At 63.4% G+C, this 18,583-nt stretch carries 16 protein-coding genes; 11 read left to right on the top strand and 5 right to left on the bottom strand.

Going from position 1 to position 18,583, the window contains the following annotated elements; translation table 11 throughout:
- The first annotated feature begins 255 nt into the window (after positions 1 to 255).
- Positions 256 to 1,590 carry a chromate efflux transporter gene (gene chrA, locus ACNFCJ_RS12330; protein ID WP_416771613.1) on the top strand — a complete coding sequence of 445 codons (1,335 nt, stop codon included), beginning with the start codon at positions 256 to 258 and terminating at the stop codon, positions 1,588 to 1,590.
- Here the strand turns inward: chrA and ACNFCJ_RS12325 are convergent.
- Positions 1,585 to 2,040 carry a GNAT family N-acetyltransferase gene (locus tag ACNFCJ_RS12325; protein ID WP_416771612.1) on the bottom strand — a complete coding sequence of 152 codons (456 nt, stop codon included), beginning with the start codon at positions 2,038 to 2,040 and terminating at the stop codon, positions 1,585 to 1,587. The genes chrA and ACNFCJ_RS12325 overlap by 6 nt on opposite strands.
- Before the next feature lie 116 nt (positions 2,041 to 2,156).
- On the opposite strand from ACNFCJ_RS12325, the gene ACNFCJ_RS12320 reads away from it, so the two are divergent.
- From ACNFCJ_RS12320 to cysW, 10 genes are all read left to right on the top strand, one after another.
- A complete protein-coding gene (locus tag ACNFCJ_RS12320; RefSeq protein WP_169968840.1) occupies positions 2,157 to 2,795 on the top strand; it encodes a peroxiredoxin in 639 nt (212 codons plus the stop codon).
- 123 nt (positions 2,796 to 2,918) lie between these two features.
- On the top strand, positions 2,919 to 3,512 hold the full coding sequence (gene ssuE / locus ACNFCJ_RS12315) for an NADPH-dependent FMN reductase (protein ID WP_416771610.1): 594 nt from the start codon (positions 2,919 to 2,921) through the stop codon (positions 3,510 to 3,512).
- An 83-nt stretch (positions 3,513 to 3,595) separates the two neighbouring features.
- A complete protein-coding gene (locus ACNFCJ_RS12310; RefSeq protein WP_416771608.1) occupies positions 3,596 to 4,561 on the top strand; it encodes a sulfonate ABC transporter substrate-binding protein in 966 nt (321 codons plus the stop codon).
- Between the two features lie 58 nt (positions 4,562 to 4,619).
- A complete protein-coding gene (gene ssuD, locus ACNFCJ_RS12305) occupies positions 4,620 to 5,768 on the top strand; it encodes an FMNH2-dependent alkanesulfonate monooxygenase (RefSeq protein WP_416771607.1) in 1,149 nt (382 codons plus the stop codon).
- Positions 5,769 to 6,002: 234 nt separating this feature from the next.
- On the top strand, positions 6,003 to 6,797 hold the full coding sequence (ssuC, locus tag ACNFCJ_RS12300; protein ID WP_055985291.1) for an aliphatic sulfonate ABC transporter permease SsuC: 795 nt from the start codon (positions 6,003 to 6,005) through the stop codon (positions 6,795 to 6,797).
- Positions 6,794 to 7,594 carry an aliphatic sulfonates ABC transporter ATP-binding protein gene (ssuB, locus tag ACNFCJ_RS12295; RefSeq protein WP_079782485.1) on the top strand — a complete coding sequence of 267 codons (801 nt, stop codon included), beginning with the start codon at positions 6,794 to 6,796 and terminating at the stop codon, positions 7,592 to 7,594. Before ssuC ends, ssuB begins: the two co-directional genes overlap by 4 nt.
- Positions 7,595 to 7,682: 88 nt before the next feature.
- On the top strand, positions 7,683 to 7,898 hold the full coding sequence (locus ACNFCJ_RS12290) for a TOBE domain-containing protein (RefSeq protein WP_003464423.1): 216 nt from the start codon (positions 7,683 to 7,685) through the stop codon (positions 7,896 to 7,898).
- Between the two features lie 382 nt (positions 7,899 to 8,280).
- Positions 8,281 to 9,297 carry a thiosulfate ABC transporter substrate-binding protein CysP gene (cysP, locus tag ACNFCJ_RS12285; protein ID WP_416771605.1) on the top strand — a complete coding sequence of 339 codons (1,017 nt, stop codon included), beginning with the start codon at positions 8,281 to 8,283 and terminating at the stop codon, positions 9,295 to 9,297.
- A gap of 121 nt (positions 9,298 to 9,418) precedes the next feature.
- Complete coding sequence (gene cysT / locus ACNFCJ_RS12280; protein WP_055985283.1) at positions 9,419 to 10,258, top strand: sulfate ABC transporter permease subunit CysT; 840 nt, start codon at positions 9,419 to 9,421, stop codon at positions 10,256 to 10,258.
- Positions 10,255 to 11,082: a sulfate ABC transporter permease subunit CysW gene (gene cysW / locus ACNFCJ_RS12275; RefSeq protein ID WP_416771604.1), complete on the top strand. Its 828-nt coding sequence runs from the start codon at positions 10,255 to 10,257 to the stop codon at positions 11,080 to 11,082. Before cysT ends, cysW begins: the two co-directional genes overlap by 4 nt.
- A 75-nt stretch (positions 11,083 to 11,157) precedes the next feature.
- Here the strand turns inward: cysW and ACNFCJ_RS12270 are convergent, their stop codons facing one another.
- From ACNFCJ_RS12270 to ACNFCJ_RS12255, 4 genes are all read right to left on the bottom strand, one after another.
- Positions 11,158 to 12,840 (bottom strand): diguanylate cyclase domain-containing protein, encoded by a 1,683-nt coding sequence (locus ACNFCJ_RS12270; RefSeq protein WP_416771603.1) that lies wholly within the window; start codon positions 12,838 to 12,840, stop codon positions 11,158 to 11,160.
- The gene (locus ACNFCJ_RS12265; protein ID WP_179574800.1) at positions 12,833 to 13,219 is read right to left on the bottom strand and encodes a response regulator; all 387 of its coding nucleotides are present in this window, start codon (positions 13,217 to 13,219) and stop codon (positions 12,833 to 12,835) included. Before ACNFCJ_RS12265 ends, ACNFCJ_RS12270 begins: the two co-directional genes overlap by 8 nt.
- Positions 13,220 to 13,285: 66 nt before the next feature.
- Entirely contained in the window at positions 13,286 to 17,449 is a 4,164-nt protein-coding gene (locus ACNFCJ_RS12260; RefSeq protein ID WP_416771600.1) for a PAS domain S-box protein, read from the bottom strand.
- Positions 17,446 to 18,582 (bottom strand): HDOD domain-containing protein, encoded by a 1,137-nt coding sequence (locus ACNFCJ_RS12255; protein WP_416771599.1) that lies wholly within the window; start codon positions 18,580 to 18,582, stop codon positions 17,446 to 17,448. Before ACNFCJ_RS12255 ends, ACNFCJ_RS12260 begins: the two co-directional genes overlap by 4 nt.
- Position 18,583: the final 1 nt, after the last annotated feature.

Below are 18,583 nucleotides of genomic sequence, written 5' to 3'. Positions count from 1 at the left end.
CGTTATCGCCAGGCGGAATATCGCGTTTAATCAATCACTTGGCTCGAGTTTTCAACAGCAGGGCAGGTCGGGAGTGGGTTGCCGGGTGTCGTGCACAAAATCTGGGGAAAGCGTTGTGGATAAGATGCGGGAAAAGTCGTCCAGGCCAGGTGGGGCAAGGGCTGCGTCGGGCTGGTGATTTTTCGTGCGGTGTCGCGCGGCTGTCATCTTTCGTGGCTATAGTGGCCGGTCGATTTGCCGTCGCTGGAGCCATTCATGTCCGACTCGCCTGAACGTCCTGCCCCGGTCAGTTTGCTGCAGGCTTTCTGGTTCTGGTTGAAGCTGGGGTTGATCAGCTTCGGGGGGCCGGCCGGGCAGATTTCGATCATGCATCAGGAGTTGGTGGAGAAGCGCCGCTGGTTGTCCGAGCGGCGTTTTCTGCATGCACTGAACTACTGCATGTTGCTGCCCGGGCCGGAGGCGCAGCAGTTGGCCACCTATATCGGCTGGCTGATGCACCGCACCTGGGGCGGGGTGATCGCCGGGGCGCTGTTCGTGTTGCCGTCGCTTCTGATCCTGATCGCGTTGTCCTGGGTCTACCTGGTGTTCGGCGATGTGCCGCTGGTGGCCGGGATCTTCTATGGCATCAAGCCGGCGGTGACGGCCATCGTGCTGCAGGCCGCCTGGCGCATCGGCGGGCGGGTGTTGAAGAACGCCTGGCTGTGGGCCATCGCGGCGGCGGCCTTCGTCGCCATTTTCGCGCTGCAACTGCCGTTCCCGCTGATTGTGCTCGGTGCCGCGCTGGTGGGCTACATCGGTGGGCGACTGGCGCCGCAGCACTTCGCGGTTGGGGCTGGACATGGCGAGGCGGGCGGGGCGCATGCACCGGCGCTTATCGATGACGAAACGCGTCTGGCGCACACGCATTTTCGTTCCAGCCGCCTGGCGCTGATCCTGATGGTCGGCGCATTGCTTTGGCTGCTGCCGATGGGCCTGCTGACCCTGGCGTTCGGCTGGCAGGGCACGCTGACGCAGATGGGTTGGTTTTTCACCAAGGCGGCGCTGCTCACCTTCGGCGGTGCCTATGCCGTTCTACCTTATGTGTATCAAGGCGCCATCGAGCTCTACGGCTGGCTGACGCCCCGGCAGATGATCGATGGCCTGGCGCTGGGTGAAACCACGCCGGGGCCGCTGATCATGGTGGTGGCGTTTGTCGCCTTCGTGGGTGCTTACGGCCAGCCGCTGTTCGGGGGCGAGTCGGCCTTTGCCAGCGGCGCGTTGGCGGCGGTGCTGGTCACCTGGTTCACCTTCCTGCCGTCATTTCTGTTCATCCTCGCCGGCGGGCCGCTGGTGGAGTCAACCCATGGGAAGTTGACGTTCACCGCGCCGTTGACTGGAATCACCGCTGCGGTAGTCGGGGTGATCCTCAATCTGGCGCTGTTCTTCGGTTATCACGTGCTCTGGCCCGAGGGTTTTGCCGGCGCGTTCGATTGGGTGTCGGCATTGATCACCCTGGGTGCGGGCGTGGCGTTGCTGGGCTTCAAACGCGGGGTGATCGAGACGTTGGTGGCCTGTGCGCTGGTCGGCCTGACGGTGCACTTGGCGCTATAGCGTCAACGCCAGACGCAAGCGATCCTGATGCTGCAGGCCATTCTCGAACAGCGGTTCGGGGTAGTGGGTAAGAAAGTAGTCCGGTTCCACCGCCACCACGCGAAAGCCGGCGCGCTGATAGAACGCCAGTTGGTGGCCGAAGCTGCCGGTGCCCAGTTCCAGGCGCTTCGCGCCCAGTTGCCGGGCCTGGTTGATGGCGTGGTGCAGCAGGAGGGCGCCGATGCCCTGGCCCTGGTGTTCGGGCGCCACGGCGATGTTCATCAGTTCCCAGGTGTTGGCCGCCAGTGCCTTGATCACGTAGACGCCAAGGGTTGCGTCGCTCTGGCGCGCGACCACGCAATGACCGTCCTGTAAATAACCGGCGATGAGGGCGTTGCTCGGATCGGCTTCCAGCAGCAGCGCCATGGGCGCCTGTTCGCTGGGAATCTCGTGCAAGGTTGGGGAGGTCATGACGGTCTTTCTTTAAAGATGCTTTGGTTATAAATAAATTATTATTTATTCTTTTTGTTTCTCTTTGTTCCTGAGCATAGTGAGCACCACCCAAGCTACTGCCAAGGAGCACGATCATGACCATCCGCCTGGGCGACATCGCCCCTGACTTCGAACAGGATTCCAGCGAAGGCCGCATTCGTTTCCACGAGTGGCTGGGCGACAGCTGGGGCATCCTCTTCTCTCACCCGGCTGACTTCACGCCGGTGTGCACTACCGAACTGGGCTTCACCGCCAAGCTCAAGGATGAATTCGCCAAGCGCGGCGTCAAGGCCATCGCCCTGTCCGTCGACCCGGTGGATTCGCACATCAAGTGGATCGACGACATCAACGAGACGCAGAACACGGCGGTCAATTTCCCGATCATCGCCGATGCCGACCGCAAGGTGTCCGACCTCTACGACCTGATCCACCCCAACGCCAACGACACCCTGACCGTGCGTTCGCTGTTCGTCATCGACCCGAACAAGAAGGTGCGCCTGACCATCACCTATCCGGCCAGTACCGGGCGCAACTTCAACGAAATCCTGCGCGTTGTCGACTCGCTGCAACTGACCGACAACTACAAGGTGGCCACTCCGGCCAACTGGCAGGACGGTGAAGAGGTGGTGATCGTGCCGTCGCTGAAGGACGAAGCCGAGATCGCCCAGCGCTTCCCGAAAGGTTATCGCGCGGTGAAACCTTATCTGCGTCTGACCCCGCAGCCGAATCGCTAATGAAACGCTGAAAAAAGCTATACCTCGTCACTCTCGCGCAGGCGGGAGTCCATGTACTGCGGGGGCTGGTTTCCCGCCTGCGCGGGAATGACGACTACTTCAGACCATCGCTAAGGATCGATCATGCATGTTGTGTTGCTTTCCGGCAGCCCTGCGGCGCGTTCGCGCACCGAGGTGCTGCTGGATTACGTGCGCCAGCGCCTGGAGGCGCAGCAGGTGGAAGTGAGCCTGCTGCGGGTGCGGGATTTTCCCGCCGAGGATCTGCTGCATGCGCGCTTCGACAGCCCGGCAGTGCAGCAGTTGCAGGCTGTGGTGGCCAGCGCTGATGGCCTGGTGGTCGGTACGCCGGTGTACAAGGCGTCGTTCACCGGTACCTTGAAGGTGCTGCTGGATCTGCTGCCCGAACGCGCTCTGGCGCACAAGGTGGTTCTGCCCCTGGCCAGTGGCGGCAGCCCGGCGCACCTGTTGGCTGTGGACTACGCGCTCAAGCCGGTACTGGCCGCGCTGAAGGCGCAGGAAATGCTCTCCGGCGTGTTCGCCGTGGACAAACAGATCGCCTACCCGGAAGGGGACAGGCCCGCGCAGATCGACGACGAGTTGCGCGAACGCCTCGACGAGGCACTGGAACAACTGGGCGTAGCCCTGGCGCGACGGCCGAGGCCGATCGATTCGAACGTGTTGAACGACCGGCTGGTGAACGCCCGCTGGAGCATCTGATCCATCTGTAATACCCCGCCTTACTCGCCCGCCAACGGGCAAGCAGGTAGCCAACCAAGACATCACCGCAAAGGGAGAGCGCCATGCGCAACATTACTTTGCGTCGAAGCCTGGTCGCCCTGTTTGCCGCGGCCATTTCTTTCGGCGCCATCACTCATGCACAAGCCGAGACATTGCGTATCGGCTATCAGAAATACGGCACCCTGGTGCTGCTCAAGGCCAAGGGCACCCTGGAAAAACGCCTTGCCGAGCAGGGTGTTGAGGTCAAGTGGACGGAGTTCCCTGGCGGCCCGCAACTGCTCGAAGGCCTCAACGTCGGCTCCGTGGACTTTGGCGTCACGGGTGAAACCCCGCCGGTATTCGCTCAGGCGGCTGGCGCCGACCTGCTTTACGTCGCCCATGAGCCGCCGGCTCCGACGGGCGAGGCGATCCTCGTGCCGAAAGATTCGTCGATCAAATCGGTAGCCGAGCTCAAGGGCAAGAAAGTCGCCCTGAACAAGGGTTCCAACGTGCATTACCTGCTGGTGCGTGCGCTGGAAGACGCCGGCCTCAAATACGGCGACATCACCCCGGTTTACCTGCCGCCGGCCGATGCTCGCGCCGCCTTCGAGCGTGGCAGCGTCGATGCCTGGGTGATCTGGGACCCGTTCCAGTCCGCCGCCGAGAAGCAACTGCAAGCGCGCACCCTGCGTGACGGTAGCGGTCTGGTCGACAACCACCAGTTCTACCTGGCGACCCGCACCTATGCCGAGAAGAACCCGCAGGTGATCGGCACGCTGGTCGAGGAAATTCGCGGCGTTGGCGAGTGGGTCAAGGGCAACCTCGATGAAGCCACCAGTCAGGTTGCGCCGCTGATCGGTCTGTCCCCGGAGATCACCCGTCAGGCTGTTGAGCGCCAGGGCTATGGCGCGCAGTTCATCACCCCGGAGGTGGTCGAGGCGCAGCAGAAGATCGCCGACACCTTCACCGAGCTGAAGCTGATCCCCAAGAAACTGACCATCAAGGATGTGATCTGGAATCCGCCGGCCAAGGTCGCGCAGGCCCAGTAAACCCTACCCCAGCCCCTCTCCCGGTGGGAGAGGGGAGCGAATCCAAGGAGACAACTCCATGAGCCTCAACATCTTCTGGTTCCTGCCTACCCATGGTGATGGCAAGTACCTGGGCACCTCCGAAGGCGCGCGCGCCGTCGACCACGGCTATCTGGCCCAGGTCGCCCAGGCGGCTGACCGCCTCGGTTATGGCGGCGTGCTGATTCCCACCGGGCGTTCCTGCGAGGACTCCTGGCTGGTGGCAGCCTCGCTGATCCCGCTCACGCAGAACCTGAAGTTCCTCGTCGCCCTGCGTCCGGGGATCATTTCGCCGACCGTGGCCGCGCGCCAGGCGGCGACTCTGGATCGCCTGTCGGACGGCCGTGCGCTGTTCAACCTGGTGACCGGTGGCGACCCGGACGAACTGGCCGGCGATGGCCTGCACCTGTCGCATGCCGAGCGCTATGAGGCATCCGTCGAATTCACCCGCATCTGGCGCCGTGTGCTGGAAGGCGAAACCGTCGACTACGACGGCAAGCACATCCAGGTGAAGGGCGCCAAGCTGCTCTACCCGCCGATCCAGCAGCCGCGTCCGCCGCTGTATTTCGGTGGTTCCTCCGACGCGGCGCAAGACTTGGCCGCCGAGCAGGTCGAGCTGTACCTGACCTGGGGCGAGCCGCCGGCCGCCGTGGCCGAGAAAATCGCTCAGGTGCGCGAGAAGGCTGCTGCGCAGGGCCGCGAAGTGCGCTTTGGCATTCGTCTGCACGTGATCGTGCGCGAGACCAATGAGGAAGCCTGGGCGGCGGCAGATCGTCTGATCAGCCATCTGGATCAGGACACCATCGACCGCGCCCAGGCGTCGCTGGCGCGCTTCGATTCCGTTGGTCAGCAGCGTATGGCTGCGCTACATGGCGGCAAGACCGACAACCTGGAAGTGTCGCCAAACCTCTGGGCCGGTGTCGGCCTGGTGCGCGGCGGCGCCGGCACCGCGCTGGTCGGCGATGGCCCGACCGTGGCGGCGCGGGTCAAGGAATACGCCGACCTCGGCATCGATACCTTCATCTTCTCCGGCTACCCGCATCTGGAGGAGTCGTACCGGGTCGCTGAACTGCTGTTCCCGCACCTGGACGTGGCCCAGCCGCAGCGCCCGGAAAGTCGCGGTTATGTCAGCCCGTTCGGCGAAATGATCTCCAGCGACATCCTGCCTAAGGCGGCTTCGGCGAGTTGAAAAGCATCTCGGTCGTCCCGTGGCGGTCATCAGATGCATTTCGAGAGGGCTGGGCGCCAGCCCCCTCTCCCCAACCCTCTCCCCGGAGGGGCGAGGGAGCTGTCCGGCACCGCTTGTTCGCCCGATGGCACGGTTTGGCTCCCTTCTCCCGCTTGCGGGAGAGGGGCTGGGGGAGAGGGCAGATGTAGCCGGATGCAATCCGGGGACAGAGACACAGAATTCTTTGAGGCAATCATGAGCAACACGACCCTTCACAAACTGGCCCTGCGCGCTGCGCCCTGGGCCTTGCCGCTGGGGCTGCTGGCCGCCTGGCAACTGGCGGTGGCCAGTGGCTGGCTGTCCAGCCGCATCCTGCCGGCGCCCAGTGCCGTGCTCGCCGCTGGCTGGGAGCTACTGGCCTCCGGCGAAATCTGGCAGCACCTGGCGATCAGTGGCCAGCGCGCCGGCATCGGCTTCGCCATCGGCGGTGGTATCGGCCTGCTGCTGGGCTTTATCACCGGCCTGTCCAAATGGGGCGAGCGCTTTCTCGACAGCTCGGTGCAGATGATTCGCAACGTGCCGCACCTGGCGCTGATCCCGCTGGTGATCCTCTGGTTCGGCATCGATGAGGCAGCCAAGGTGTTCCTGGTCGCGCTCGGCACGCTGTTCCCGATCTACCTCAACACCTACCACGGTATTCGTAACGTCGACCCGGCGCTGGTGGAGATGGCGCGCAGCTATGGCCTGTCAGGCTTCTCGCTGTTCCGCCAGGTGATCCTGCCCGGCGCGTTGCCGTCGATCCTGGTCGGTGTGCGTTTCGCCCTCGGCTTCATGTGGCTGACCCTGATCGTCGCGGAGACCATTTCCGCCAGCAGCGGCATCGGCTACCTGGCGATGAACGCCCGTGAGTTCCTGCAGACCGACGTGGTGGTGCTGGCGATCCTGCTCTACGCGGTGCTCGGCAAGCTGGCCGACGTCGCTGCCCGTGGTCTCGAGCGCGTGTGGCTGCGCTGGCACCCGGCCTACCAGGCCAAGGCAGGTGGGCAATGACAGCGCTGCATAACATCCGTCAGGGCATTCCCCTGGCGATCGAGAACATCGAGAAATCCTTTGGCGAGCGTCAGGTGCTCAAGGGCATCGACCTGCATATCCCTGCAGGTCAGTTTGTCGCCGTGGTTGGCCGTAGCGGCTGTGGCAAGAGCACCTTGCTGCGCCTGCTGGCCGGGCTGGATCAACCCAGCGGCGGTCAGTTGCTGGCCGGCAATGGCTCGCTCAACGCGGTGCGTGAAGACATCCGTCTGATGTTTCAGGACTCGCGTCTGCTGCCCTGGAAGCGAGTGATCGACAACGTCGGTCTGGGGCTTTCCGGCAACTGGCGCAAGCAGGCCGAGGAAGCGCTGGCGGCGGTCGGCCTGGCGGATCGCGCCAATGAATGGCCGGCAGCACTGTCCGGCGGGCAGAAGCAGCGCGTGGCCCTGGCCCGTGCATTGATCCATCGGCCGCGCCTGCTGCTGCTCGACGAGCCGCTCGGTGCACTGGATGCCTTGACCCGCATCGAGATGCAGCAACTGATCGAACGCCTGTGGCAGCAGCATGGCTTCACCGTACTGCTGGTCACCCACGACGTGGCCGAAGCCGTGGCCGTGGCGGACCGGGTGATCCTGATCGAGGACGGCCAGATCGGCCTCGACCTCGATGTGCAACTGGTGCGCCCGCGTCCACATGGCTCGCCGCTACTGGCGGCACTGGAAGCGCGCGTGCTCGACCGCGTGCTGGCGCAGCCGGAATTACCGACACCGCCCGAACCCGTATCACCCCTGCCCACGCAATTGCGTTGGGCGCTTTGACGCCGTAGCCCGGAGGCAATCCGGGAGCGGCTCGAGGATTCCCCGGATTGCACCGGGCTACCTGTAAAACGACCTGAGGAGAAACACCATGACCATCAAAGCCATCAACGTACGTAACCAGTTCAAGGGCAACATCAAGGAAATCGTCATCGGCGACGTGTTGTCGGAAATCGACGTGCAGACCGCTGCCGGCATCGTCACTTCGGTGATCACCACCCGCTCCGTGCGTGAACTGGAATTGCAGGTGGGCAGCGAAGTGATCGCCTTCGTGAAATCCACCGAAGTGTCCATCGCCAAGCTGTAAGAACCTTTTCATATTTTTCAGCCAATTTTCGTCGGCTTTGGCAGCCAACTGGCGAAATAAAGCACTTGCGATCTTGTAGGAGCGGCTCTAGCCGCGAGCTCTTTGCGCACCAATAAAGCTCGGGGCTGAAGCCCCTCCTACATGCTCGCCGAACGCTTTTGCCTTGTAGTATTCAGGCACATAAAGATCGTGAACAGGCTCTAAGAGTGGTTGCCTGAGCAGCCTTCGGATACGAGAGCTGCAGGGTGTTTTCGCAGGCAAAGAGATAATGGTTATAAGAGTCGAATAAAAAGATATTTTTCAGCTATATGTTTTTTCTGCAGAATCGCGCCATCAAATAGCCTGCCTGCAGGTTCCTCTCGCGATAAGAAGGACGCCATAGATGCTGAAGAAGATCGTTCTGGCCACCGTGGCCAGCGCCACCCTGCTTACCGGCTCGCTGAGCCATGCTGCCGCTGATACGCCATTCCACAACGCCTCCTATGACATCGCCCGCGAACTGTTCGGCGAGATCAACCCGCTGTTCGTCGAGCATTGGAAGCAGCAGAGCGGCAAGGAAGTGAAGATCATCCAGTCCTTCGCCGGCACCTCGCGCCAGGCGCAGGACATCATCCAGGGCAAGAAGGTCGATGTAGTGACCTTCAACCAGGTGAGCGACGTGGACATCCTGGCCAAGCGCAAGCTGCTGCGTGAGGACTGGGCCAAGCAGTTCCCCAACAACAGCTCGCCGTACTACAGCACCACCGCCTTCCTGGTGCGCGAAGGCAACCCGAAGAACATCAAGAGCTGGGATGACTTGATTCGCGATGACGTGAAACTGGTGTTCCCCAATCCGAAAACCTCCGGCAATGCCCGCTACAGCTACCTGGGCGCCTGGCTGTTCGCCAACGAGAAATTCAACGGTGACGAGGAGAAGGTCAAAGCCTTCGTCGGCAAGCTGCTGAAGAACGTCGAGAACTTCCCCACCGGCGGTCGTGGCGCCACCGTGGCCTTCGCCCAGAACGGCCAGGGCGACGTGCTGCTGACCTTCGAATCGGAAGTGATCAACATCGCCAAAGGCGACGAATTCAAATCCGCCAACCTGGAAATCGTGGTACCGGAAGTCAGCGTGCTGGCCGAGTTCCCGGTCGCCATCGTCGACAAGGTTGCCGACGAGCGCGGTACCCGCGAGCAGGCCAAGGCCTTCCTCGACTTCCAGTACAGCAAGGACATTCAACAACTGCTGACCCGCTACAACTACCGTGTGCACCACCCGGAAGTGGTCGAGGCGACCAAGGCTCAGTTCGCTCCGGTACGCCTGATCAACCCGAACGAGATCCTTGGCAGCTGGGATGACATCACCGCCAAGCACTTCGACAACGGTGGTATCCTCGACCAGCTTCTCGCGACTGGGCGCTGAGCGCGCCGGTCTGGCGTAGGGCGCCTAAGAGTGGCGGGTTTCGCCCGCCCTACGCGAGCATCGTAATGGTCCTTTGGCCGCCTTATTGGCGGCCAACTGCATTTGTAGAGCCGAGCTTTTCGTGAGTAAACCAACGCTGTTCTTCCTGCAGACTCCGCTGCTGCCAGGCTTCGGCCTGAGCTTCGGCGTCAGTGTGTTGTACCTCTCACTGGTGATCCTGTTGCCGCTGTCTGCGCTGCTGCTGTACGTCAGCGACATGACCTGGGCGCAGTACTGGTTCGCGATCAGCGACCCGCGTGTGGTGCAGACCTACAAGGTGACCATCTCGGCGGCGTTCTACTCGACCCTGGCGGTGCTGGTGATCGGCCTGCTGCTGGCCTGGATCATCACCCGCTACGACTTCCCCGGCCGGCGTATCGTCGATGCGTTGATCGATTTGCCGTTCGCCCTGCCAACCTCGGTGGCCGGCCTGACCCTCGCCGCGCTGCTGGTGCCCAACGGCTGGATCGGCCAGTGGCTGGGCTTCAAGGTGGCCTACGCCTACGCAGGTATCGTGGTGGCGATGGTCTTCACCAGCATTCCATTCGTGGTGCGCACGGTGCAGCCGGTGCTGCAGGACCTCGGCTCGGAATACGAAGAGGCCGCGCGCACCCTCGGCGCCAGCCGTGTGCAGACCTTCCGCAAGGTGATCCTGCCGACTCTGGCGCCGGCACTGGTCACCGGTGGCTCGCAGGCGTTCATCCGCAGTCTCGGTGAGTTCGGCGCGGTGATCATGATCGCCGGCAACATTCCCTATCAGACGGAGGTCAGCTCGCTGATGATTTTCGTCCGTCTGCAGGAATTCAATTACCCGGCGGCAGCAGCCATCGCTTCGGTGATCCTGCTCGCGTCGCTGGCTCTTCTTTTCCTCCTGCAGGTCGTGCAGGGGCGTCTGTTCGCATGGCAACGGCAAGGTCGATGAAAAAGCCTCAGGATTGGCGCCAGTGGGCGTTGGTAACCCTCGGTCTGTTGGTGGTGGCGCTGATTCTGCTGGTGCCGCTGGCATTGATTTTCAGCAAGGCGCTGGCTGGCGGGCTCGACCTGCTGTGGAGCAACCTCGGCGAGGACTACATGCTCCACGCCATCGGCCTGACCCTGCTGGTGGCAGTGATCACCGTGCCGCTGAATCTGTGCTTCGGCATCTGCCTGGCCTGGTGCGTGACCCACTACGATTTTCGCGGGCGCAAGCTGCTGACCACAGTGATCGACATTCCCTACGCGGTGTCGCCGGTGGTCGCCGGTCTCTGCTACCTGGTGGTCTACGGTCTGGAGAGCTTCATCGGCCGCTGGTTCTACGATCAGGGCCTGCAGCTGATGTTCGCCTGGCCGGGCATCGTCATGGTCACCGTGTTCGTCACCGCGCCCTACGTGGCACGCATCCTGATCCCGGTGATGCAGACGCAGGGGCAGGACGAGGAAACCGCCGCGATGTGCCTGGGCGCCAGCGGCTGGCAGATCTTCCGCCGCATCAGCCTGCCGAAGATCAAGTGGGCGCTGCTGTATGGCGTCGTCGTCACCAATGCCCGCGCGGTGGGCGAGTTCGGCGCGGTGTCGGTGGTGTCTGGCACCATCATCAACCAGACCCTGACGTTGCCGCTGCTGGTCGACCAGCTCAACAACGACTACAAGCCGGCGGCCGCCTTCACCGCGGCCGGGCTGCTGGCGTGCATGGCGCTGCTCACGTTGTTCCTCAAGACCTTCATGGAATGGCGTCAGCGCCGCCTGATGCAGCGCGCCGAGGCGTGACCTGCGCCTGAATAGCGTAGAGTTTCGCGGCTGAAGCCGCTCCTACAGTTGCATCTGTGCTCCCTAGGAGCGGCTTCAGCCGCGATGTTCTTCCGACGCCGCTATCTGCACCTGATTGCGCCCGTTGTATTTGGCCGCATACAGCGCCTTGTCGGCGCGCTCACGCAGTTGCTCGGCATCGCTGTGCACATCGGTGCCGGCGATACCGGCACTCAGGGTGCAGGAGAATTCGCCACCATCGGCGATGAAGCGCAGCTCGGCGAAGCGCTGACGAATCTCGTCGACGATCAAACCTGCCTGCTGCGGTGTGCAGTCCGGCAGCACCGCAAGAAACTCCTCGCCGCCGTAGCGGCCCAGGCTGTCGACCCGGCGCAGGCGTTGGCGCAGCAGGTTGGCCAGGGCGCGGATGACGTTGTCGCCGGCCGCGTGACCGTGCTCGTCGTTGACCCGCTTGAAGTGGTCGATATCCAGCATCACCACGCTGGCGCGGTCGCCGCTGCGCAGGGCGCGCTCCAGTTCGATGGCCACTTGCTCTTTGATGTCGGCGTGCTTGAGCAGGCCGGTGAGGCTGTCGCGCGCCAGGGCGTCGGAGAGCAGGCGTGCGCGCTGAGCGCGGGAGAACACGGTGGCGACCAGCGCATTGTCGGATATGGGCTTGGTGACGAAATCGTCGCCGGCCTTGATCAGCGCGTTCATCTGTTTGCCGATATCGGTTTCCGCCGACAGGTAGATGATCGGAATGCGCAGCCAGTCGTCATTGCAGCGGATGATCTGCGCCAGTTCGGGGCCGGTGCAGTGCGGCATGTTGACGTCGAGCAGCACTACCTCGGGGTTGAAGTCGCGCAGGTGGGTGAAGATCCGCGCCGGTTCGCTGAGTATCTCCACCAGCATGCCGGCATCGCGCAGCACCAGGCTGTAGCGGCTGGCCAGGTCCTGGTCGTCGTCGGCGATCAGCACGCGGTAGGGTTCGCCGTGCTGTTGCGAGAAGCAGCGTTCGAGGCGGCTTTCCAGCTGCGGGATGTCCACCGGCTTGCTGAACAGGCCCATGGCGCCGGCGCGCACCGCATGCAGCTGGGTAGCGAAGTCATCCTGCTGGTCGGTGAGCACCAGCAGCGGCAGTGGTTCGTCCAGGCGTTCGCGCAACTGGTGGGCGTAATCCAGACCGCAACTGGCTTCGCCGGGCAGCTTGGCGTCGATGATCAGCGCATCGGGCAGGTGCTGCTGCAGCGCGGCGTCGAGCCCTGCGGTGGAATTGAAATGCTCGGCGCGGTAACCGAAGTTGCTCAGCGTCTGGCGCATGTTCTCGCCAAACGCGGCTTCGCCTTCGAGGATGTAGATGGTGCGGCTGCCGTCTTCCTGGCGCGGCAGCTTGCGCGCTTTGCCTGCCTGTTCAGTGACGGCCCCAGCGCTGGTCGGCTGCTCACCGAGTGCCTGCAAGGCAGCGACGAACTCGTTGAGGCTCTGTTGTTGCCGTAGCAGACGCTCCATCCAGCGCTCGGCATGCTGCTCCAGTTCGCGCGCCTGCTGGCCAAGCTGGCTGAAACCGAAGGTGCCGGCACTGCCAGCCAGACGGTGCAACTGATCACGCAGCTCCTGCAGCAGGCGGGTGCGTTGGGCTACATCGGCCTCCAGCAGTTGCCTTGCCTGTTGCGCCAACTGGGGCAGTGCCTGGCTCAGGCGCTCACTGAATTGCTGACCGAGCTGTTGCAAGTGTTGTTGCAGCGCCTGCGGGATGGCGCTGCCTTCGTGTTTATCCATTACGCTGGTTCCAGATCTGCCGTACCTGGGCGGCGAGCTGCATCGGGTCGAATGGTTTGATGATCACGCCATGGGCGCCGAGGCTGTGGTAGTGGGCGACCTCGTCAGGCTGCACCTTGGCGGTCATGAAGGCCACCGGAATGCGTGCGGTATCGACCAGCTGGCCAATCAGCTCCAGGGTCTTGGGCCCATCCATGTCGGGCATCATCACGTCGAGCAGAATGAAATCCGGTGCGAAGCCCTGCACCTGGTCGAGCGCCTCCTGGCCACTGGCACAGCTCAATACCTGAAAGCCGCCGACGGCCTCCAGTGCGACCTTGGCCACGGCCTGGATCGAGGGATCGTCCTCGACATGCAGGATGCGTTTGAGCTCAGTCATGACGGTCTCCCCGGCCGTTGGCTGCTATCTGCAGTGTGGTACAGCTTTGTTAGCCTTGCGTAGGCTTCATGTCTCGCCTTCATCGACGCGCGGCAGTTCGAACCAGAAGGTCGCGCCCTGGCCAGGCACCGAGTGGAAACCGATACGCCCGTGCATGCGCTCGATGATTTCCTTGCAGATCGCCAGACCCAGGCCGGTGCCGCCTTTCTGCCGGGTATCGCCGGCGTCGGCCTGAGAGAACTTGGCGAAGATGTGCGAATGGAATGCTGCGGGGATACCTGGGCCATGATCTCGCACGTTGACCCGCAGCTTGTCAGCCATTGTCTCCAGGCTGACCTGCACCACGGCGCCTGCCGGTGAGAACTTGGCGGCGTTGGACAGCAGATTGGCCAGCACCTGGGCCAGGCGCTGGGAATCGACCCGGACTTCGACATCATGCTCTGCGTGCAGTTCGAGGCGTACCTGATGCTGGTCGGCATACGGTTGGTTATGCAGCAGTGCCAGTTCCAGCAGTGGTTTGAGTGGCCTGCGCTGGAGGTCGAAATGCATCTTGCCAGCGACCAGCTTTTCCATGTCCAGCAGGTCATTGATCAGCGTGCTCAGGCGCTGGCTGTTGGCCTCGGCGATGCTCAGCATGTGCGCCATGGCCTGCGGCACGGCGCCGAGTGCGCCGCCATTGATCAGGCCCAGCGAGCCGGCGATGGCGGTCAGCGGTGTGCGCAGTTCGTGGCTGACGGTGGAGACGAACTCGTTCTTCATCTGCTCGATGCGTTTGCGTTCGGCGATGTCACGAATCACCGCGATGAAGCGCACCTGGCCCTGGTGGCTGATCTGCGACATCGCCAGTTCCAGCGGGAAGCGTTCGCCGCCCTGGCGCAGGCCTTCCATCTCGCGAATCTGGTCGCTGGCGCAGCCTTGGCGCAGGGTGTCACTGGCCATGCCTGGAATCAGCGTGGCGATGTCACGCCCGGCGACCTCGGCCTGGCTGTAGGCAAAGATGCGTTCGGCCGCGTGGTTGAAGGTTTCGATATGGCCCTCGTCGTCGAGAGTGACGATGGCATCGATGACGTTGTCGAGCAGGGTGCGCAGGTAATGCTCGCGTTCGCGAATCGCGCGCTCGGCGGCAACCCGATCGCTGAAGTCCTGGATCTGCGCGACCAGATGCACGGGCTGGCCTTGGGCGTTGCGCACCAGCGCGCTGCTGAGCAGTACCCAGAGCACCTGACCCTGTTTGTCCAGATAGCGCTTTTCCATCTGGTAGGCGCTGATGCGCCCGGCCAGCAGGTCGTCGACGTTGCGCAGGTCCGCACCGAGGTCGTCGGGGTGGGTGATGCGCTGAAAATCGAGGGCGAGCATTTCCTCGCGGCTGTAGCCGAGCATGCGGCACAGCTCGTCGTTGACCTCCAGCCAGCGTCCGTCGATGGCCACCAGCGCCATGCCCTGCGGCGCGGTGGCAAAGGCGCTGCTGAACAGCTGCTGGCTCAGGCGCAGGTCGTCTTCCATGACCTTGCGCTCGCTGATGTCCCAGATGAACCCGTCGACCCAGATCAGGCGCCCCTGGGCGTCGTGCTCGCCGCGACCTTTCTCGCGCACCCAGACGCTGTGGCCATCGGCATGACGCAGGCGGTAGGTCAGCTCGAAGGTTTCCTGGCGAGCGATGCTTTCGTTGGCGAGGTAGGTGCTCGGCAGGTCGTCGGGATGGACGATGCTGGAGAAGCTGCGCACGCGATTGTCGATGAAGTCGCTGGGCGGGTAGCCAGTCAGGCTGAGAATCTCGTCGCTGACGTAACGCATGCTCCAGTCGCTGTCGTTGGCGCAGCGATAGACCACGCCGGGCAGGTTGGCGACCAGGCCACGGAAGCGACTTTCGCTCTGCTGCAGTGCGCGAGTGGCCTGCTGCAGGGCGCTGATGTCGCTGGCGATGCCGAGAAAACCGGTGATCTGTCCGCTGGCGTCGAAGATGGCGTTGGTGGTGAGGTTGACCAGGCGCTGGCTGCCGTCCTTGTGCACGTACGTCCATTGGCGGGTTTCCGACTCGCCATTACGTACGTTGTGAGTGAAGATCTGGAAGCCGCTGACCAGATGCCCGCAACTGATGCTGAGCTGCTCGGCCCGAGCGTCGATTTCGCTGGGCAGATGGAAGCGTTCGGGTGTCATCTGGCCGATCACGGCGTCGCTGCTATAGCCCAGCAGGCGCTCTGCGCCAGAGTTGAAGAGGGTGACCAGGCCGTTCGGGTCGGTGGCGATGATGGCAACGCCGCTGGCCGAATCCAGTACGGTCTGCAGGAACGCTCGCGCCTCGATCACCGCATCCTCGCGCTGCCGCGCTGCGCTGATGTCCGTGTGGGTGCCATACATCAGCAGCGGCCGGCCTTGCTCGTCGCGGCTGGAGAGGCGGCCGCGCACCTGTACCCACAGCCAGCGCCCGTCTCGGTGCTGCATGCGTATCTGCCGGTCGTAGAAGGCTAACTCGCCAGCGAAGTGGCGTCGCAGCATGCGTTCGCTGGGCTCGCGATCATCTGGGTGACAGAAGCGCTTCCAGGTTTCGACACTGGTGGGCTGCAGTTCCTGGAGTTGGTAGCCGAGCATCTGCGCCCAGCGCTCGTTGAACACGGTGGCGCCGCTCTGCACATTCCACACCCAGGTGCCGACGTCGGTGCCTTCGATGATGCTGGCAAGGCGTTCGAGCAGGTTCTGCCGTGCCTGCTGCTGCTGCTCGCGCTCCAGGGTGGCGCCGACCCAGCGGGCGAACAGGCGCAGGAATTCGCGTTCGTTCTCGTCGAACTGACGGTCACGGGCTTGCTGGTCGCAGAAGGCCAGGGTGCCGACTCTGCGGCCATCTACCCAGATCGCCGTACCGATATAGCTTTCCAGGGCGAAGCGGGTGTAGCAGGCGTGCTCTCGATAAGGTGAGCTGGCCATGCGCTCGATACTGAGAATGTCGTCCTGGGCGTAGGTCAGGCTGCAGTAGGTTTCGTTGAGGGCGAAGGTCTGGCCGTCCTCAAGCTGCGTGTCAGGACAGACCTGGACCAGGACGCGATAGTGATCGGCGTCGATCATGCCGATTACGCCGAGCGGCATGTCGAAATAGTTGGCCCCCATGCGCAGCGCTTCGCGCAGTTGTTCCTTGCTGCTCAGGCTCGATAGCGCAGAAATCTCGTTGAGTGCGTGCAGCGCGCTCTGTTGGCGTTGCATCAGGCGCTGGGTACTGCGATGTGTCGCGTGTAGCAGGATCATCAGCAAGGCTTCGGCGCCGCACCAGGCGAGCAGCCATTTGACTACCAGCCAGCGCTTGTCGCGTTCATGCACGGCATAGAGTTCGCTGACGTCACGCCAGGTCAGCACCGTGGCCATGGCCGCAGAGCCGGGCTGTGGCGAGGTCGCCATCGACAGCTGGCTGAGCAGGTAGTGTTGCCCGCCATCCTCCAGCAGACGCTGGCTGTTACCTTCGCTGGGAGAGGGCAGAAGATCCGCTTGCAGCCAGATATTTGCCTGCGGACGTGTCTGCTGGATCAGGCGCCAGGCGGGGGCGTGATCGGCTTGCGTACCGACCTCGGCCGCTGCGTTGAGTAGTAGCGCGATGCCGGCGCCGAGATCCCGATCCAGTTGCGGCAGATCCTCGAGCACATCCATTGCCACGCTGATGGCGCCAACCTGGCGCTGACCGTTTTGCGTATCGATCAGCAGCGGCGCTGCGGCACGGATGCCGATGCTTTTGTTAGCAAGGTTCAGTTCTGCACGGCTGTCGCCAGTGCGCAGGGCTTGCAGCAATAACGGGCGCATGGCCTCCTGGGTGTCACCAAAACGCTGCGGCTCGTGTACCCGCAGCAGGATGCGTGCGTCGTCTGGCAGATGGACGTAGAGGCGAAACGGCCGGTGCACCTGCATGTTGCGCCAGCGCGGCGCCAAGCGGGTGTAGAGCTGGTTGCGGATGCTGGCCAGACCGCCCTGGTCATCCTTGGGCAGGACTGACGCCTGGCGCACCAGCTCGGCTACCCAGGCGTCGGCGGCGATGGCCTCGGCCAGCAACTGTGCACGCTCGCGCAGGCCGTGCTGAACGCTTTGCAGTGCCAGACGTTGCGCCTCGGCCTGCTTGTTCATCTGCAATTGCCACAGCGCCTCACGCTCGTGCAGTGCCTGGCGCCCGAGGAAGGCGAAGAGCAGCGCCAGACACAGACTGCCGCCGACCACGATCCAGCGAATGGCAATCGGCCGCGAATTGCTGGTCATGGTGCGCCTGTCCGCGCCAGGCCAGCGAGACGCCTAAGACGCTCGATTTCCGGCGCTTCGGCGCCCAGCAGTTCGGCACTGGCCAGGCGCATCACCACCGTGTCACGTCGTGTATTGCCGGGGGGTAGGGCGTAGCAGGCACCGATCAACTCGCGTAGCGCGATAGGCAGGCGCCAGTGCGCCTTGAGTCGATTGGCCAGTTGGCTGCTATGACGCTGCAGGGCGGTGTTCAGGGTCTGTTCGTCCAGCTCTCGGCCGGCACTGCGCCAGCGTTGCGCCTGATCCAGCAGGGCCAGTTCGCCCATGCGTTGTAGCAGTGCGGCGCTGTGCAGCGGCGCCGGATCAACCCGGCTGCTACGCGCCAGCTCAGCAATACGCTGGCGCAGGCGCAGGGCATGAACGAAATGCGCATCGCCCTGGCGCTGGAGCTCGGGGTCGCTCAGTACCGCCTGCGGCCGAAGTGCGAGGCCTTGAACCAGGTTGACGGCAGTGGCCTGACCGAGGCGTTGCACGGCTTCGTTGAGGGTGACGCAGGGCTGCCCGGCGCTGTTGTAGTTGCCGCTGTTGGCGGCTGCGATCAACCGCGCGTGAACGGCTGGGTCGTTCTGCCAGAGGTCGCCAAGCTGTTGCAGGTTATCGAAGGGTTGAGGCACATCGCGCAGACGCTGGTACAGGGATTCACGCAGCGGCAGTTCGAGTGCGTCATCGGTCAGGCGTGCAAGTTGCTGGAGGAAATCCCCAGCGTGGTCGACTTCACCGGCGATGCTTTGGGCATTCGCCAATAGTGGCTGCAGGTTGGCGATCACCTTGGGCACCTGAAAGGGCTTGCTGATGAAGGCGCTGATATTCAACGGGCGTATGGCTAGCACGCTGTCACGGTCGGCGCGGGCCGTGACCATGACCAGCGGGATATCCTGGCTGCGTTGACGCACAGCTTCCAGCAACTGGGTGCCGTTACCGTCGGGCAGGTGCCAGTCGGCGATGACCAACTGGGCCGCCTGCCGCTTCCAGGCTGCAAGGGCATCGACGACGCGGCTCTGACAGTCGACCTGGGCGCCTGGGCAGAGGCTGAGGACGATCTGTTTGAGCAGGTCGGCTATCCAGGGATCGTCTTCGAGAATCAGCACGCGCATG

Source organism: Pseudomonas sp. NY15364 (genome assembly GCF_048068235.1).
Taxonomy (GTDB): domain Bacteria; phylum Pseudomonadota; class Gammaproteobacteria; order Pseudomonadales; family Pseudomonadaceae; genus Aquipseudomonas; species Aquipseudomonas mendocina_D.
The sequence above is the reverse complement of the archived record's forward strand: the minus strand, read 5'-3'. Positions and strand labels throughout refer to the sequence as shown.

What these genes read in the sequence shown, in the direction of transcription:
- ssuE (WP_416771610.1), top strand. Translation starts at nt 2,919, where the DNA reads ATGCATGTTGTGTTGCTTTCCGGCAGCCCTGCGGCGCGTTCGCGCACC.
- cysP (WP_416771605.1), top strand. Translation starts at nt 8,281, where the DNA reads ATGCTGAAGAAGATCGTTCTGGCCACCGTGGCCAGCGCCACCCTGCTT.
- ssuC (WP_055985291.1), top strand. Translation starts at nt 6,003, where the DNA reads ATGAGCAACACGACCCTTCACAAACTGGCCCTGCGCGCTGCGCCCTGG.
- ACNFCJ_RS12260 (WP_416771600.1), bottom strand. Translation starts at nt 17,449, where the DNA reads ATGACCAGCAATTCGCGGCCGATTGCCATTCGCTGGATCGTGGTCGGC.
- ACNFCJ_RS12265 (WP_179574800.1), bottom strand. Translation starts at nt 13,219, where the DNA reads ATGACTGAGCTCAAACGCATCCTGCATGTCGAGGACGATCCCTCGATC.
- ssuB (WP_079782485.1), top strand. Translation starts at nt 6,794, where the DNA reads ATGACAGCGCTGCATAACATCCGTCAGGGCATTCCCCTGGCGATCGAG.
- ACNFCJ_RS12270 (WP_416771603.1), bottom strand. Translation starts at nt 12,840, where the DNA reads ATGGATAAACACGAAGGCAGCGCCATCCCGCAGGCGCTGCAACAACAC.
- ACNFCJ_RS12290 (WP_003464423.1), top strand. Translation starts at nt 7,683, where the DNA reads ATGACCATCAAAGCCATCAACGTACGTAACCAGTTCAAGGGCAACATC.
- ACNFCJ_RS12310 (WP_416771608.1), top strand. Translation starts at nt 3,596, where the DNA reads ATGCGCAACATTACTTTGCGTCGAAGCCTGGTCGCCCTGTTTGCCGCG.
- ACNFCJ_RS12320 (WP_169968840.1), top strand. Translation starts at nt 2,157, where the DNA reads ATGACCATCCGCCTGGGCGACATCGCCCCTGACTTCGAACAGGATTCC.
- ssuD (WP_416771607.1), top strand. Translation starts at nt 4,620, where the DNA reads ATGAGCCTCAACATCTTCTGGTTCCTGCCTACCCATGGTGATGGCAAG.
- ACNFCJ_RS12325 (WP_416771612.1), bottom strand. Translation starts at nt 2,040, where the DNA reads ATGACCTCCCCAACCTTGCACGAGATTCCCAGCGAACAGGCGCCCATG.
- cysW (WP_416771604.1), top strand. Translation starts at nt 10,255, where the DNA reads ATGAAAAAGCCTCAGGATTGGCGCCAGTGGGCGTTGGTAACCCTCGGT.
- ACNFCJ_RS12255 (WP_416771599.1), bottom strand. Translation starts at nt 18,582, where the DNA reads ATGCGCGTGCTGATTCTCGAAGACGATCCCTGGATAGCCGACCTGCTC.
- chrA (WP_416771613.1), top strand. Translation starts at nt 256, where the DNA reads ATGTCCGACTCGCCTGAACGTCCTGCCCCGGTCAGTTTGCTGCAGGCT.